Consider the following 15,362-nt stretch of genomic DNA (forward strand, 5'->3'; position numbering starts at 1 on the left):
AGACCAATCACTGGCTGGGATTGCTGGCCCCCGACGGGTTCTACACCCTCCCTCGCTCTGCGGATGTGGCCTTTGCCGACCACACTGAACTCACCGCCTGCCACTACTCCGTAGCCCTCTTTCAGCAGCAGCAAGAGCGCCTGGCGCTGGCCCTCAAGGGGGCCCAAATGGGCACCTGGGACTGGGATCTATCCCAGGGGTCAATTGTGATCTCTGAGGAGCAAGAGCGGCTGCTAGGGCTAGCTCCGGGCGAGTTCGATGGCAGCTACGACACGCTATTTACCCATCTACACAGCGATGACCAGGCCACGGTACGACAGACCCTCCAGCAGGCGATTTGCCTAGGACAGCACTACGGCATTGAGTTTCGGGTGCAGCACCGCGATGGGCATACGCGTTGGTTGTCATCGCGGGGGCAGGTATTTAAAGACGACGAAGATAGCTCCCGGCTGGCCGGGGTCACCCTTGATATTTCTGAGCAAAAGCGGGTTGAGGCTGAAATTAAGCTCCAGTCACAGCGGGAGCGGCTGGTGACCGAAATCGCCCAGCGCATTCGCCGCCTGCTCGACCTAGACAGCATTTTGGAGCAAACTGTGGCCTCGGTTCGGGAGTTCATTGAGGCCGATCGCGTCATTGTTGTGCAGTGCGAGGCCGATATGAGCGGCCAGGTCATTCAAGAATCGTGCTCGTCGGCCTATCCAAAGATGCTGGGTTGGGCCATGCGCGATCCGTGGTCGGTGGGCGAAAAATTCTTGGCCCATTACAAAGCCGGGCGGGGACTGGCGGTAGAGAACATCTACAGCCAGAATTTGCCGACCTCCCAGCTAGGGTTTCTAGAATACTTCCAAATTCAGGCCGAGATTGTGGTGCCCCTGCTGCAAGATGAAACCCTGTGGGGATTGCTGATTGCCCACCAGTGCCAGGCACCTCGGGTCTGGCGCATGGCCGATGTCCGACTGCTGCAAAACCTGGCGACCCAGGTGGGCATTGCCATTCAGCAGGCCAAAATGCACCGAGAGCTCACTCTGGCCAACCAGCGGCTGCGGCGTATGGCCTACCTCGACGGACTGACCCAGGTGGCCAACCGCCGTCGGCTAGAGCAGTACCTCGACCAAGAATGGCGGCGTATGAGCCGAGAGAACGGCTTTATAGCGCTGATTATGGCCGATATTGACTGCTTTAAGGGCTTTAACGATCGCTACGGCCACCAGGCCGGAGATGACTGCCTGCGGCTAGTCGCCCGTATGCTGACACGGGCCGCCAAGCGCCCCGGCGATCTGGTGGCCCGCTACGGCGGTGAAGAGTTTGTCATTGTGCTGCCCAACACCGACCTCAAAGGAGCAGAAACCGTCGCCGAAGACATTCGGCTGCTGGTGCGCGGCCACCGCATTCCCCATGAGTCTTCGACGGTGGCCAAGGTTGTCACCATGAGCCTGGGGGTAGCCAGTGCCCTACCCAACCGCGGCGGCAGCACGGCCAGTCTCATTAAACAGGCCGACGAGGCGCTCTACACCGCCAAAAATAATGGCCGCGACCAGGTTCAGGTGGCTCATCCCCTACGAGAGGACTAATTGTTGACGTCTGGGTCGTCAATAGGTGGTAGCCGGGTCGGTGCCTAGGGCTGAGGAAAATAAGACATGTCCCCTCTAAACGTTGGAACGTTCTAATGTTAGAAGGTTTTGTGAATGTCTTAACCTAGGTGCCTGTGGCTATAGTGCCTAGGTAGGGGACTCTTCCATCGCCTAACGTCCTAATATCGGATCTCTTGCCAATGGTTAGTTCTCAGGAGCTTTTCAGGGTTGTAGGGTGTAATGGCAAGGAGGTTGCCGGGAGCTAGAGCCTGGGCCAAAGCCAAATCGCCTTGGCAATCGTGTGATAGACGCCGTTTTAATTATCCTAAGGTTCATGGTTCAGTCTCCTCCATCTCCGGCGATCGCAGTTACGTCCTTTGAGCAGCGGCTGGGGCAACCCCTCACCAAGCTGCCGATTACCGTGTTACAGGTCAACCTGGGCCGCAAGTGCAACCTGGCCTGTACCCACTGCCACGTAGAAGCTGGCCCCAAGCGCACCGAAGAACTCTCTGCCGAGGTCTGCGATCAGCTGATCGAGCTGATTCGCCGGTTTCCGCAGATCACCACCGTTGACCTGACCGGCGGTGCCCCCGAGATGAACTATGGCTTTCGCCCCCTAGTGGAGACAGCACGACAGTTGGGCAAAACGGTGATGGTGCGATCGAACCTGACGATTTTCTTTGTGCCCGGCTTTGAAGACCTGCCCGAGTACTTTGCCCGCCACCGGCTGCACGTGGTGGCCTCGCTGCCCTGCTACCTCGAAGACAATGTCGATAAACAGCGGGGCGCTGGGGTCTACACCGAATCTATTCGCGCTCTACAGCGGCTCAACCAGCTGGGCTACGGCCACGACCCGGCCCTGCGCCTCGATCTGGTCTACAACCCGCCCGTGCCGCGCAGCGCCGAATTTTCCCTCACCCCCAGCCAGACGGCGCTACAGGGTGACTATGAGGCCTATCTGCGATCGCACTTCGACATCGCCTTCAACCAGCTCTACACCATTACCAACTTACCGATTGGTCGGGTTAAGCAATATCTGAAGGGTAAAAATCTCTATGCTTCCTACCTGCAATTCCTGTCCAACCACCACAACTCCGCTACCGTCCCCCATCTGATGTGTCGCCAGGAGCTTTCCATCGACTACGAAGGCAACATCTACGACTGCGACTTCAACCAAATGGAAGCCCTGCCCAGCCTGGGGCGCAGCGGCCACCCCCTGACTGTGGCTGACCTGCTGGCAGCCAACTCCCTGGATGCGATCGAAACGGTGCAAACCCGTCCCTACTGCTACGGCTGCACTGCCGGTAGCGGGTCAAGCTGTGGCGGGGCTTTAACCTAAGTCGTCAAGACATCGGGAAATCCGCCGCTAGGGTAGCCCCCTCTAACCCCAGGGCTGAGGCATATTTCTGAATAAAGGCGCGAATGTAAAACGGTTCTGGCAGCTGCTGCAAATTGCCGGTCTCGATCGCCCTCAGGGTGTAGGGCTGAATAAACGTCCGCTGGTAGACATCCTCTAGCGATAGCGTCTGTTCTTGCCGAGCCTGCTGGAGAACAGCCCCAAGCTTCTGCAGGCTGGCCCGCTGTACAGCCGCGAAATCAGTCTTAGCCTGCAGCTTCTTGGCCAAGGTGTCGTGAATATAGGCGCGTTGGTCAGAAAAGCGGGCTGAGGTGGTCGGCGTGGTTGCCGCCTGGGGTCGGGCCGAAATCGCGTCAGGCCGCGGTTGAGCGGTAACTCGCTGGGGTGCAGCAGGAGCCTGTTTAGGGGTAGCTTCTTCTAGGGTAGGCCCCCCAGGCTCGCTGTCTTGCAGTCGCTGGTCAAGCCGGTAGCGGTTGAGCAGGCCCAGGGCTACCAGGGTAGTGACGGGCAGCGTGGCTACCGCCACCTGCTGCGCCGCCATCGACATGGCCGCCGTCGCCCCGGCCCCAATAATCAGCGCGTATTCTGAGGCGGGGGGTAGCTTAGAGCCAGAGAAGTGAGGGGTCTTCATAGCACCTTTAAGACGTCTTATGATTTTTTATCCTTTCACTGGCGTCCAGCCTCCATCCGGAAGGAGCGGCTAAAGTCCTGCTGTCGGCTATTGCCTACACCACAGAACTGGCCTTCTTTGAGCGGGCAGCAGTCTTTACCGAGGCCACAGCCGCGACACAGTAGCCGGACGGCCCAGATAGAGCGGGCGCAGGTGCTGCCAGGCCGACACAAACCATCGCCGCGCCGCTTGGCTCGAAGGGCCTCGGTAGCGGCACAACAACCCCGATTGCAGCCGGGTGACACCCATATCACCCGGTTGGTCTGTGGGCCACAGCTGGCGCAGGGCCGCCACCGCGTCGCGTTCAAACTGGTGCCCTACCACGGCAAAGCTACCCACCACCGGGTGCCCCGCCAGACCGTTGGGGCTGTGGAGGGGCGCACTGCCCCCGATCAGGTGCTGGCGATCGAGCCACAGGGGCTGGTCAGCCTGCCAGACTTCAAGGCGCGATCGCCACTGGCCCTGCCCAAAGGTTTCTCCCCGAGCGCTGCGGCCAAAGCGAGTTATCTCCCAGCCTGCCCAGACGGCTTTTGGAGCCAGATTAACCCGCAGGCTCTGGCTGTAGTGGGCCTGGTTAAACACAATGGTTTCCTGGGGGAACCATTCTAAGCAGCTCTCTGGAGCCAGGGTGATCTCCACCCGCTGGCTGCTGCTGGCGGTATCTGCGCTGCCGTAGACCTTGCTGGCGGCAGCGGTGGTGACCAGAGCCTGGGCTCGCGGGGCGGCTGCCAGCTCAACCCTCAGGCTGTCGCCCCCCACCAGCCCCCCGGCGGTATGCACCAGCACGGTATGGCACAGCCCTTCCCCTTCGGGATACAGGGGGCGCTGCACTCGCAGGGGAGCGCGGGTGTAGGTCTGGGTCGGCACACATCGTCCTAACTCCATGGCGTAGCTGAGATGGGCTAACCCCTGCCAGCCAGGATGAGGCTTAGGGGCCGAAACCGATGACTGAACCATAGATGTCTAAGAGTGTTCCATCTAAATAGGACGTCCCCTTTGAGGTCGCAAACTCGGCCCATTGGGCCTGTTGCCATAAAACTCTGGATAAGTATTTAGCTGGAACACTCTAACGCAGGTAGCTTTCGGGCACCGAAAATTCTGAACGCCCGGTTTGCCGCCGCAGATTTTGGCAGCGCAGCAGCTCGTTGACCGTGAGCACCCGTCGGCCCTCGAGGTGGGGCACCGCCTCAATGGCGCGAATCAGGGCAGCAGCGGCGTCGGCCTGATCGTAGCCGCGTCGCAGCGCCACCTGCACGGCCTTGTCGTCGGCGGCAGTCTCAACTTGGGGGCCGGTGACGCCGCGCCAAATTTGCCAGCCAGCCAGGGCCGTAACCCCAGCGGCGGCCACCACGCCCACGGCATCGCCCTGGAGCAGCTCAACCACGCCCCCGGCGAGCCCCGCCCCGGCCATGGCTTGGTACCAGTTTGGTTTGAGCACGTTAGCCATGGTTACCCAGCTCACGGTGCGCAAAAATAGCAGATCGCGCTCGGCCACGGCCAGCCGATGCCACAGGTCGAGATTGATCGAGACAGTGTGAGTTGCCCGCCAGGGACGCGGAAATTCGGCCTTAATGACGTTCAGCTGGCGATCGCTGAGCATTAGCTTAGTCTTCATGCGGGCGGTGGCGGGCATCAGCTCCCGCAGCCGCCCAATCTCTGCATTGGGGTTAACCAAAGTCACACCATGCCAAAAATCCACCCCTAAGCCTACCATTTCTAAGGGCTAGAGGGCGAAGCATAGCGGGGCTGGATCTGGGCTCAGCGCAGGCCTAGCCAGCTAAAGAACGTCTGCCCAGTGACCAGTTCTAGCAGCAGCAGCGCCACAAAGCCCACCATGGCAAACCGCCCATTGATGCGCTCGGCGTAGCGGTTCCAACCAAAGGCAGGAGCAGGTTCGGCAGCGTTGGGAACTGAGGCGGCAGGATTTGTATCTGGGGTCATTATTTTTGGCAAGGGATAAACAGGATTCGAGATTCAGGCCTATTCTATTTTTTATCGTCTCCCTTTTCGACAATCCGCACCGGAATGCCTTTATCCAAAAACTTAGTGAGGGCAGCGGTAAATTCTTCTTCTGCGGTTTTGGGCTTAATCTCTTTGACTAATGGCTTCCCCAATAGAGCCTCATTGGTCCATACGATGAAGACCAGAATGAGCACGATAGCAAATTCCATAGTTATTACTGTGACTTAGTTTCAGGGATCCGAATCCGGCAGGCTGCGATTTGACATCTACAGGGCACTGACGTACAGCCAGCTACAGGAAAACAGCGGTTAATTCCGGAATCGATTAGCCCAAACTATATCGAAAGATTCTGAAATGGAACGGTCAATTCAAATGTTCAATGAAATGGCGGTGCCGGGCGTTAATTAGCGGGGCGCGGTAGCTTCAGGCACAAGAGATTTCGGGGAGTTTCGGCAGGCCCTAAGAACTCTAGGACAGCCCCCAGGTGCGGCGCTAGGCGAGCGGCGAGTTGATAGCGAAACTCGGGCGATAGGGTGGCCGTAGCAGACGGTGGCGCCTCGCCAGGATTTGTCCCCACATGCAGGGCAACGCTGCCGGTGGTGGGGTCTTCAGACACCGTTAGGCTAATCTGCGGACTCCCCTGGGCCAGGGCAGCTTCGATCAGCATCACCAGGGCTTGTTCGAGCCAGGCTGAGTCGGTTTGAACCTGGAGGGTGGCCTCCACTGGCCCCACCATTAACCGGCAGTGGCGGTTGATGCACTGCATTTCGATCATGCGCTGTACGCGGGTGATCAGCGGCTGAAGCAGGGTGGGGGCAAGCTGGGGGTGCAGGGCACCAATATCGAGCTTGGAGAGGGTGATCAGCAGGTCGAGGTTCTTGAGCACCGTTTGAATGGCCTGGTTGGCCTGGGCAATAAACTCCCGCTCTTCGGCGGGGCTTTCGCACAGGTCTTCGAGAATTAGCTGGTGCAGGCTAATGATTTGATTGATGGGTGACCGCAGCTCATGGGAGGCCGTGCCCAAGAAGGCGGCCTGGTGCTGGGCCTGGTGCCGCAGGCGATCGTAGGCGAGCTGTAGCGTCTCGAGATCGGTGAAGTCTTTACCCTGGGGATAGTCCATTGCGATCGCCGTCCATTGAGAGAATTGCGAGAGATGAGTCCGCCACTGTTAGCCTAACCCTGGGCAACCGGGCAAAACCGTTTTTAAGCCGTTTCGCCCTCGGGTTCACCCTGGGCAAGAAAGACCATGCCCGATCGCAGCATCTCCCAGCCGCCCGCCCGCCAGCGCACCACCGTCGAGGGCAGTCCCGAGCCCTGGGGCTGATCGGGGGGGGGATCTGCGGCGTTAAGGAGGGCGTAGATCTCGGCGCGGGCCGTCTCACCCAGGGTAAACACCTGGGGAAAGCTGGCCTCGATCGCCGTCATAGTCTCTAGGGGCGGCTCCCCCGAACGGTTGGCGCTGGTGGTGGCCAGGGGGCCGGTGCGTGCCAGCAGGTGTCGCGCCAGGGCATGGTCGGGAACTCTGAGCCCCACGGTGCCCGTATTTTGAGGATTTATGGCCGGGGGCAGGCGATCGCTGGCGGGCAGCACCAGGGTCAGCGCACCGGGCCAGTGCTGAGCGGCGATCGCGCTCCACTGGGCCAGGTCTGCATCACTGCCGTCGATGTAGGGCCGCAGATCGTCGAGGCTGGCCCCCATCAGAATCAGCGGCTTGTCGGGGCTGCGGTCTTTGGCGGTGTAGATGCGATCGCCTGCTTCGGGCCGCGCCGCCAGTGCTGGCACCGTATCGGTCGGGAAGCTCACCAGCTCCCCCGCTCGCACCGCCTCAACCAGTTCCAGTAAAGATACCTGTGGCATAGGCTGCACTGTAGATAGACAGAAGATAGACAGATCAACGTTTCCTAAGGGATTGTAAACCCGTACCCCCAGCGGGTAACACCCCCCCTGAGCACCCTCCTTTGCCCCCCTCACAATGGGACTGTTGCCCCAAAAAACAGCCCATGAACCCCATCCACACCCACGACCACAGCGCCGCCGCCCTCAATGCCCAAGGCTGCACCCTCTGTGAACAGAACCAGTTCGCCCAGGCCTTAGAAACCTTTGATCAGGCGTTAGCCCTAGACAGCACCTACTGCACCGTCTGGAACAATCGCGCCAATGCCCTCTGCGGCCTTAAGCGCCAGGCCGAGGCTCTAGCCGCCTACGACAGAGCCGTAGCCCTCGCCCCCCAGTATCACCAGGCCTGGTTCAACCGGGGCAAGCTGCTGGCCGAAATGGGTGCCTACGGCAATGCGGTGGAGTCGTACAACCGCGCGATCGCCCTTGAGGCCGACCCCATCTACATCCACGCCAAAGCAGACATCTGGGTCAAAAAGCAGCTAATCGCCACGGTCTAGCCCCTCGGCACCGCCGTCGGCACCAGGGGCGATCGCACCAGCTGCCAGCCCTCCACGGTGGCAATTACCTCATAGCTATCCTCCAGCAATACCTCATCGGGGTTGCCCCAGGCGTAGCCCTCTGGGGGAATTTGGCTCCAGTTGCCCAGAGGTTTGCCGCGATCGGGCGTGTAGAACGTCAGCAGACTGGGGATGCGATCGCGCCCCGGTTGCACCATATGCACCGGATTATTCGCCAAAATGGCAGCAACGGGCGGTGTTTGCAGCACCAGCTTCAGGGCCGGGCTGTAGTCGCCCACGATTCCCGTAGCCAAGGCCGCCAATACCCCCAGCCACGGCCCCAGCAGCCAGCCCCACTGCCAGAGCCGCTGCTGCGATCGGCTTACCCGTCCCCAGCGGTTGAGGGCCATGAGCCAGGGCAAGAGCAGCCCCAGACCGCCCGCCACCCCCAGCCAGCCGTAGGGGCGCAGGGCGGCGGCAATCAGCTCGCCGGGGGTAATCAGCAGGGCCGCCCCCGCCGACAGCAGCAAAATGCCCAGCACCCCAGCGGCCCAGCTCAGGCCCACCGCCACCCGGTAGCGCCGGGGTGCCCGAGAGCGAAACAGCCGCCCCCCATAGTTGAGGCCCACCGCCGCCAGCAGCGCCACAAAGGGATACGCTGGCAGCGCGTCGTAGCCCGTGTGAATGTTCAGCAGGCTAAGGGTCAGGACTAGAACAGCCGGATACCCCAGCCACAGTGTGCGGCGACCTAGGGAACAATTGCGGCCCACCAGCCATGCCCCCACCAGGGCAAACCCCACCCACGGAAAGGTCGCGAGGGGTAGATGCCACAAATAGTAGGTCGCCCCGGAGGTGGCAGCCCAAGGTGCTTGAAACACTCCCTGGGGTAGCGCCTGCACAGTGGATTGTCCTAACTGACTCGCTAAATGATCCCCGAGCTGGTGCAGGGGCAACTGGCCGTAGCGGGCCACGCTGCGCCCTAGCCAGATTGTGGTGGGTATGGCCCCAAAGGCCAGTCCATAATAGAGGCCAATATTGCTCAGGTGGCGGTGGGTTTTGTGGCCCCGCACCAGGTAGGGCAGCAGCGCCACCAGCGGCAGCACCACCAGCGCTCCCTTCGCCAAAAAGGCCAGGCTAAAGGCCAGGCCCGCCACCAGACCCCAGCCCACCCGCTGGGCTGGGTGGGCTTCGCTGTGCAGCAGCGCCCAGATCGCCAGCAGGGTAAGGCTCACCAGCAGAGCGTCGGGGGTGGCCAGCTTGGCCGCCTGCATCCACAGGGGCATGACGGCAAAAATACCCGCCCCCCACAGGCCAAGGGATTGTAGCCCCAGCCGTCGCCCAATTCGCCAGGTGAGCACAATCGCAGCTGCTGCCGCCGCTATACTGGGTAGCCGTGCCGCCAGCTCACTGCGGCCCAACCAGTGGTAGCTCAGGGCAATCAGCCAGGGCAACCCCGGCAGGCGATCGAACTGGGGGCTGCCCCACCAGCTCAGGGTGAGCCAGTCGTTATTGCTCAACATTTCCCAGGCCTGCTGAGCATAGAGGGCTTCAGTGGGGGCCATCAAACTTTGCTGGGGGCTGTTGAACGCCAGCAGCGGAGCCACCCACAGCAGCAGCCACAGCCAGGGCTGCTGGGCCAGGCTATGTACACCGCGATACACGAATTTGTGGAGATCTTTGGATATCATCGGTTGGCTAGCCCCCCGCTTGAGCGTGGACGATGGCCAAGGGCGATCGCCAAAAGCTGCACCCTACCACCCCCGGTTTAGCCCCCTATACTAGTGTCATTCGCCTAAGTCGGACGACGGCTTTTACAAACCACTTCAGATCGCCTCAGGATTCTGGTTTTCATGGGTTTTATGCGTTCTCGCCGCCGCCAAGTCAACTCCCAAATTCCCGAAGTTAACCTCGTCCCTATGATGGACGTGCTAATGACGGTGCTAACTTTTTTCATCATCATTTCTATGAGCCTCACCGGGCAGCAGATTTCAAATTTGCGCCTGCCCCAGTCGGTAGCGGGGGATGCCGAGCCCGAGGCAGAAATAGTGGCCATTGACGCTATGGTGGTCGGGCTCAACCGCGACGGCGAACTGGTGCTAGACAATGAGTTGGCAACGTTTAGCCAGGTGACTCAGCAGGTGCGCGCCTACTTTGCTCAAAACCCCGACGGCAAACTGATTGTCAAAGCCGATCGCGAACTCAGCTACAGCGAAGTTGCCGGTCTGCTGACAGATTTACGGGCGATCGGCGGCAACCGAGTATCGCTGGCGGTGGAATAAACCGGATAGGGACAGGGACTCTTAAATTGCCTCAGCTAGGCCTGAGATTGGCTGTGGGGTTTGCAGGGGGCGATCGCGCCCTCGAAAAAAATCATTTTATCCCCCCATCTAATGGCGCTTGAATTACCCGTTGGAAGATGGTTTTAGCGGCTGCTTAAAGGGTTCTTAATTCATTTCTCCCCCAGGCTTATTGTTGCCATCAGGCTCTCTTAGGGTTGAGTCTGTAGCGTCTACTATGGCGGATTTGACCATGTTTAAGACGCAACGGAGAGTGTTGTATGAAATTGAGCAGAAAGACCTTCAATCGCTATGCCCTGGCTGGCGCTTTAACCACCGCAGTGGTCTTAGGAATTAGCACTCCCAGTGCAGTTTCTCAAAATTCCATCATTCAGATCGATGGGTCTAGCACCGTCTATCCTATTTCTGAGGCCATGGCTGAAGAATTTATGGCCGCCAACCGTGGCACCCAGGTAACCGTGGGGGTGTCGGGTACCGGCGGTGGCTTCAGCAAGTTTTGTGCGGGTGAACTCGACATCACTGGCGCTTCACGCCCGATCAAAGACTCTGAGGTCGAAGCCTGTGCCGCCGCTGGCATTGAGTATATCGAAGTGCCTGTGGCTACCGACGCATTGACGGTGGTGATCAACCCCGAAAACACCTGGGCCGACGAAATGACTGTAGAGCAGCTGCAAACGCTGTGGAGCCCCGAGGCCCAGGGCACTATCACCAGCTGGAATCAGATCGACCCCAGCTGGCCCAACGAGCCCATTGACCTGTATGGCCCCGGCACCGACTCGGGCACCTTTGACTACTTCACTGAAGTCATTGTCGGTGAGTCGGGCTCTAGCCGCGCCGACTACACCGCCAGCGAAGATGACAACATTCTTGTGATCGGCGTCGGCCGCGAGACTAACGCCATCGGCTACTTTGGCCTGGCCTATTACCTGGAAAACCAGGACACTCTCAAAGCGGTTGCCGTCAACGGCGTTGAGCCCACCCCCGAGAATGTTGAGAACGGCACCTACGCTCCCCTGTCTCGGCCGATCTTCGTCTATGTCAAGACGAGCAGCCTAGAGAGCCGCCCCGAGGTGCGCGCCTTCGTCGAGTTTATGCTCGAAAACGGCCCTGAGATTGTGCCCGAAGTGGGCTATGTGCCGCTGTCTGAGCAGCGTTACGCCGACCTTTTGGCTGAGCTGTAGAGCTTGGCGATCGCGCCTGACCTAGCGCGATCGCCCTGCCGCAAGCCCTTGGGAAGACAGCTCATCCCAAGGGCTTTTTTCTACCACCGTTATCCCTTAGAACCTATGCCGATTGGGGAATCTGTAAAGTCGCCTCAGCCTGTAGCACCACCTCCTGCGCCACCCGCCCGCCCACCGCAGCGCCGCCGACTGAAGCTGCTGCTGGCCCCGCTGCTAGGGTTATCCTTGGTGCTCCACGGGCTACTGCTGCTGGCTCCGGCCCCCTCGTCGCGCCCGGCTCCACAGACCGAAACCGAAGACACCGCCGAAGACGAATTTGTCGATCTGCTCAGCATTGGCACCCTCAGCCGTCCTGAGCCTGAAACCGTCTCGCCCCCTCCGGAAGCTGCCCCACCGCCCCCAGCAGCGACAGCCCCACCGCCCCCCAGTCAACCGATCGCACCCACCCGTTCCCCGAACCCTCCTGCCGCCGCCCCGATCGCAACCGATACGCCACCTCCGCCCGAGCCTGCGTTTACTGCCGAACCCGAGCCTGCCACTGCCGCCGTACCCGATGAGGAGGTGGTCGAAATCTTTACCCGCCTCTCCCGTGGATCGGGAGAGAGTGACTTTGACTCTACGGCAACCTCGTTTCCGGCGATCGCCTACCTGATCCCCCAGGGCATTGCGGCCTGGTCACCCCAGGATCAGGCCTGCTTCTTTACGCAGATTGACGACGCCACCTACAGCACCCAGCCCAGCGTAGTATCGCTGCGCTACCTGACCCGCAATGTTCAATTGATTGAAGAGCAGGATATTCCCCGCACCTTTCCGCCGCCGCAGTACCAGGTGAATCGCGTGGCCGACGGCTACTGCAACCGCCCACTGTTTCAGGTGGTGCGAGAGGGGCAGCCCTACCTGTTTATCTCCCTGGTGGGCATCGGCGTGGGGGCATCCGGGCAGCAGGCCTCGGGACTGGTGCTTATTTGGGCGGATGACCCGCGCGCGGGCTAGCCACAGAACTGGCCCACGGCGATCCAGTTCTGTGGCTGAATAGTAGATAGCGTAGTTCCCCCTGTAGATTTGACATGACGACTCGTTTTGCTCCCTCTGAGCGGTCGCGGCCCCTGTGGCAGTTGCTATTGGCCCCCATGCTGTTAGCGTCGCTGGGGCTGCACGCGCTGGTGCTAATGCTGCCAGCGGGCACCAGCGATGACGCCCTGGTGCCCCCCCCCGACCCAGAGCAAGACAGCATTGCCATCACCCGTGTCCCCCCGGCGGGCGAGCCAGACGCAGCCGGAACCACAGCCCTCCCGCCGACTCCGCTTCAGGGACGGCCAGCGATCGCCGCCCAAAGTCCATCGACCACTGCCGCCCCTCGCCCAGCCGTAACCCAGAGCCGCAGCCAGCCGCGATCGTCGCAGCCTCGTCCTCGTCCTTCGGCTGCCCCATCTGCCCGCTCTCAATCCGCCCAGCCCCCCACCGCCCCGGCCAATCCCCCCGCTGCCCCCGCCGCCCCGGCAACCCCACCCCCCTCGCCCCCGTCATCCACCCAACCCCTGTTTGACGGCGAGATTGGCCCCCAACTGCTGGCCTACGTGGCTGCCCTCAACCTGCCCCAGGCCAAAGTTGACCGGGCGGCGGAGTACATTCAAAACCGCTTTAGTTTTAACGCCGCTGCTGTTACTCGCGACGCCTTCACCACCAACCAGAACGAGTGGATAAGCGCCCTGCGGCAGGAGCCTGGCCTAGGCGATCTATCTCCAGAAATCAACCGCTCTGAGTTCTCGACGGTGTATCCCCAGCGAGTGTGTCTCACCGACGCCCCCGGGGAGATTGCCGTTGGGGCCGTGGTTAACCCCGACGGGTCTTGGCGAGGGGCACCCACCCTGCTGCGCAGCTCTGGCTACGGTGCCCTCGATCGCAAGGCCCTGCAAGAAATTCAGCGCCACCGCTTTGCCGCCAGCGACGGCATCAAAGCCTACGTTCTCACCCTAGACACCAGCGTTGACTACGGCGGACGACCCTGCCTAAACCCCAACCCAGACGCCTAGGAGGCCAGGGCCACGGGGATTGAGCTGCGATCGCTCAAAATCTCATACCCCGTTTCGCTGACTAGCACCGTGTGCTCAAACTGGGCCGACAGCGATCGATCCACCGTCACCACCGTCCACTGATCCTTAAGGGTGCGGGTCTGCTTGGACCCAGCGTTGAGAATTGGCTCGATCGCCAGCGTCATGCCCGGTCGCAGTTTCATGTTGGGCAACTGCCGGGTGCGAAAGTTAAACACCGACGGAGCCTCGTGTAGGTTACGCCCCACCCCGTGGCCGGTGAAATCTTCGACCACCGTAAAGCCGTAGCTGGCGACACAGTCTTCGATCGCCCCCGCAATATCCAGCAGCGTGTTCCCCGGCTTCACCTGGGCAATGCCCGCATAGAGAGCCGCTTCCGCCGCCGTCATCAGCTGCTGGGCCTGGGCCGACACCTCACCCACCGCAATGGTGATGCAGGAGTCACCGTGGAAGCCGTTGTAGTAGGCTCCCGTATCGACCTTGAGCAGGTCGCCCCGCCGAATCACCTGGCGCTTGTTGGGAATGCCGTGTACCACCTGATCGTTAACGCAGGCGCAAATCGACGCCGGAAAGCCGTGGTAGCCCTTAAAGCTCGGGGTCGCGCCCAGCTCACGAATCCGCTGCTCGGCATGGGCATCTAGATCTGCGGTGGTCATGCCCGGCTGCACCAGGGCCTCGATTTCCTTGAGCACCGTGGCCACAATGCGAGCCGCCCCGCGCATAATCTCAATCTCGGCCTCAGTTTTAAGCTCTACTCCCCGCACCCGGCGGCTGCGCTTGGGCAGGGTGGCCTGGTCAGCCCGGCCGGGAATCAGGTTTGCCAAAAAGTTCATGGTTGCTGCGTAACGGAATTAAAGGCCTTAGCCCCTTTCCCAGTGTAATGGGGAAGTTAGCGCTTTTGGCCTCTTTCCTCGCCCCTGGCCTCAGTAGGTAATCGCCTCTTCGGTGTACTCCCTCGGTTCTAGGTGAATGGTGATGCGGGCGGGGCCATAGAGCTCCTCCAGCCGATCTTCCACTGCCTCGGTGACGGTGTGGGCGGCGCGAATATCGGTGGGCTGCACCACCAGGTGCATGTCGATGAACACCTGCCGCCCCAGCAGCCCCCGCGAGGCAATGCTGTGGCAGTTGACCACCCCCGGCACCTGCATCACCTGCTTGTGAATGGCCTCAGGGGCGATCGCCATCTCATCCACCAGCCAGGGCAGGTTGTCGCGCAGCACCGTCCAACCGCTCTTAAACACCAGCAGCGCCACCGGAAACGCCAGCGCAATATCTAGCCAGGTCAGCCCCTGCCACACGCCAATCAGGCCGGCGATCACCACAATGGTGGTCCAAATATCGCTCATGGTGTGGTGGGCGTCGGCCACCAAAATCTTGCTGTTCAGAGCCAGCCCCACCCGCCGCTCGTAGGTCGCCACAAAGATGTTGATGCCCAGCACCAGCAGCATAATCCACAGGGCGGTGGCGCTCATGGTGACCGGGTTGCCCCCCGAAATAATCCGCTCCACCGAGCTCTTGAGAATCTCAAAACAGGCAATGCCCAAAAATGCCGCAATACCCAAGGCACCAATTGCCTCAAACTTTTGGTGGCCATAGGGATGGTCGCGATCGGGCCGGGGATTGGCCAGGCGGTTGGTGGCTAGACCCAGCACGTTGTTGGCGCTGTCGGTGACGCTGTGCAGGGCATCGGCCAGCAGGCTTAGCGACCCCGTCATCCAGCCCACGGTGGCCTTGAGGGCTACCACCGCCAAATTTAAAGCGAGGGTAATCAGCAGTACCCGCTGTACGGCCCGGCGGTTGTCGATAACAGAGGGCAGGGGGCGATCAACCATTAGACACACCGCCGAGCAGACGGAACGCAGTACACCGTAACAGGA

The 15,362-nt window shown here is 60.9% G+C and carries 17 protein-coding genes; 7 read left to right on the forward strand and 10 right to left on the reverse strand.

Features of this window, described 5'->3' with window-relative positions:
- The first annotated feature begins 20 nt into the window (after positions 1 to 20).
- Positions 21 to 1,571, forward strand: coding sequence for a diguanylate cyclase domain-containing protein (locus tag VB780_RS19845; RefSeq protein WP_323352909.1), 1,551 nt, complete (start codon positions 21 to 23; stop codon positions 1,569 to 1,571).
- A gap of 334 nt (positions 1,572 to 1,905) precedes the next feature.
- A complete protein-coding gene (arsS, locus tag VB780_RS19850) occupies positions 1,906 to 2,910 on the forward strand; it encodes an arsenosugar biosynthesis radical SAM (seleno)protein ArsS (protein ID WP_323352910.1) in 1,005 nt (334 codons plus the stop codon).
- Positions 2,911 to 2,914: 4 nt separating this feature from the next.
- On the opposite strand, the gene VB780_RS19855 is transcribed toward arsS, so the two are convergent.
- The 7 genes from VB780_RS19855 to VB780_RS19885 form a co-directional block, all read right to left on the reverse strand.
- Positions 2,915 to 3,559 carry a helix-turn-helix domain-containing protein gene (locus tag VB780_RS19855; protein ID WP_323352911.1) on the reverse strand — a complete coding sequence of 215 codons (645 nt, stop codon included), beginning with the start codon at positions 3,557 to 3,559 and terminating at the stop codon, positions 2,915 to 2,917.
- 135 nt (positions 3,560 to 3,694) lie between these two features.
- Positions 3,695 to 4,555, reverse strand: a complete 861-nt coding sequence (locus VB780_RS19860; protein WP_323352912.1) for an urease accessory protein UreD — start codon at positions 4,553 to 4,555, stop codon at positions 3,695 to 3,697.
- Between the two features lie 109 nt (positions 4,556 to 4,664).
- Positions 4,665 to 5,273: a DUF3318 domain-containing protein gene (locus VB780_RS19865; RefSeq protein ID WP_323352913.1), complete on the reverse strand. Its 609-nt coding sequence runs from the start codon at positions 5,271 to 5,273 to the stop codon at positions 4,665 to 4,667.
- Positions 5,274 to 5,356: 83 nt separating this feature from the next.
- Entirely contained in the window at positions 5,357 to 5,539 is a 183-nt protein-coding gene (locus tag VB780_RS19870) for a chlorophyll a/b-binding protein (RefSeq protein ID WP_323352914.1), read from the reverse strand.
- 44 nt (positions 5,540 to 5,583) lie between these two features.
- Positions 5,584 to 5,769, reverse strand: coding sequence for a hypothetical protein (locus tag VB780_RS19875; protein WP_323352915.1), 186 nt, complete (start codon positions 5,767 to 5,769; stop codon positions 5,584 to 5,586).
- Positions 5,770 to 5,960: 191 nt separating this feature from the next.
- Positions 5,961 to 6,680, reverse strand: a complete 720-nt coding sequence (locus VB780_RS19880) for a sensor histidine kinase (protein WP_323352916.1) — start codon at positions 6,678 to 6,680, stop codon at positions 5,961 to 5,963.
- An 83-nt stretch (positions 6,681 to 6,763) separates the two neighbouring features.
- Positions 6,764 to 7,417 (reverse strand): L-threonylcarbamoyladenylate synthase, encoded by a 654-nt coding sequence (locus VB780_RS19885; protein ID WP_323352917.1) that lies wholly within the window; start codon positions 7,415 to 7,417, stop codon positions 6,764 to 6,766.
- A gap of 143 nt (positions 7,418 to 7,560) precedes the next feature.
- Here VB780_RS19885 and VB780_RS19890 point away from each other — a divergent pair, with 143 nt between their 5' ends.
- A complete protein-coding gene (locus VB780_RS19890; RefSeq protein WP_323352918.1) occupies positions 7,561 to 7,956 on the forward strand; it encodes a tetratricopeptide repeat protein in 396 nt (131 codons plus the stop codon).
- On the opposite strand, the gene VB780_RS19895 is transcribed toward VB780_RS19890, so the two are convergent.
- Positions 7,953 to 9,644: an ArnT family glycosyltransferase gene (locus VB780_RS19895; RefSeq protein ID WP_323352919.1), complete on the reverse strand. Its 1,692-nt coding sequence runs from the start codon at positions 9,642 to 9,644 to the stop codon at positions 7,953 to 7,955. The two genes, VB780_RS19890 and VB780_RS19895, sit on opposite strands and share 4 nt — an antisense overlap.
- A 162-nt stretch (positions 9,645 to 9,806) precedes the next feature.
- On the opposite strand from VB780_RS19895, the gene VB780_RS19900 reads away from it, so the two are divergent.
- From VB780_RS19900 to VB780_RS19915, 4 genes are all read left to right on the forward strand, one after another.
- A complete protein-coding gene (locus VB780_RS19900; protein WP_323352920.1) occupies positions 9,807 to 10,235 on the forward strand; it encodes a biopolymer transporter ExbD in 429 nt (142 codons plus the stop codon).
- A 278-nt stretch (positions 10,236 to 10,513) separates the two neighbouring features.
- On the forward strand, positions 10,514 to 11,434 hold the full coding sequence (locus VB780_RS19905; protein WP_323352921.1) for a PstS family phosphate ABC transporter substrate-binding protein: 921 nt from the start codon (positions 10,514 to 10,516) through the stop codon (positions 11,432 to 11,434).
- Between the two features lie 105 nt (positions 11,435 to 11,539).
- Positions 11,540 to 12,427 carry a hypothetical protein gene (locus VB780_RS19910; RefSeq protein ID WP_323352922.1) on the forward strand — a complete coding sequence of 296 codons (888 nt, stop codon included), beginning with the start codon at positions 11,540 to 11,542 and terminating at the stop codon, positions 12,425 to 12,427.
- A gap of 74 nt (positions 12,428 to 12,501) precedes the next feature.
- Positions 12,502 to 13,467 (forward strand): TonB family protein, encoded by a 966-nt coding sequence (locus tag VB780_RS19915; protein WP_323352923.1) that lies wholly within the window; start codon positions 12,502 to 12,504, stop codon positions 13,465 to 13,467.
- Here the strand turns inward: VB780_RS19915 and map are convergent.
- Both map and VB780_RS19925 read right to left on the reverse strand, forming a co-directional pair.
- The gene (gene map, locus VB780_RS19920) at positions 13,464 to 14,318 is read right to left on the reverse strand and encodes a type I methionyl aminopeptidase (RefSeq protein WP_323352924.1); all 855 of its coding nucleotides are present in this window, start codon (positions 14,316 to 14,318) and stop codon (positions 13,464 to 13,466) included. The genes VB780_RS19915 and map overlap by 4 nt on opposite strands.
- A 90-nt stretch (positions 14,319 to 14,408) precedes the next feature.
- Positions 14,409 to 15,317, reverse strand: coding sequence for a cation diffusion facilitator family transporter (locus VB780_RS19925; protein ID WP_323352925.1), 909 nt, complete (start codon positions 15,315 to 15,317; stop codon positions 14,409 to 14,411).
- Positions 15,318 to 15,362: the final 45 nt, after the last annotated feature.

Origin of the sequence: Leptolyngbya sp. CCNP1308 (assembly GCF_034932455.1) — a bacterium.
Taxonomy (GTDB): Bacteria; Cyanobacteriota; Cyanobacteriia; order Phormidesmidales; family Phormidesmidaceae; genus Nodosilinea.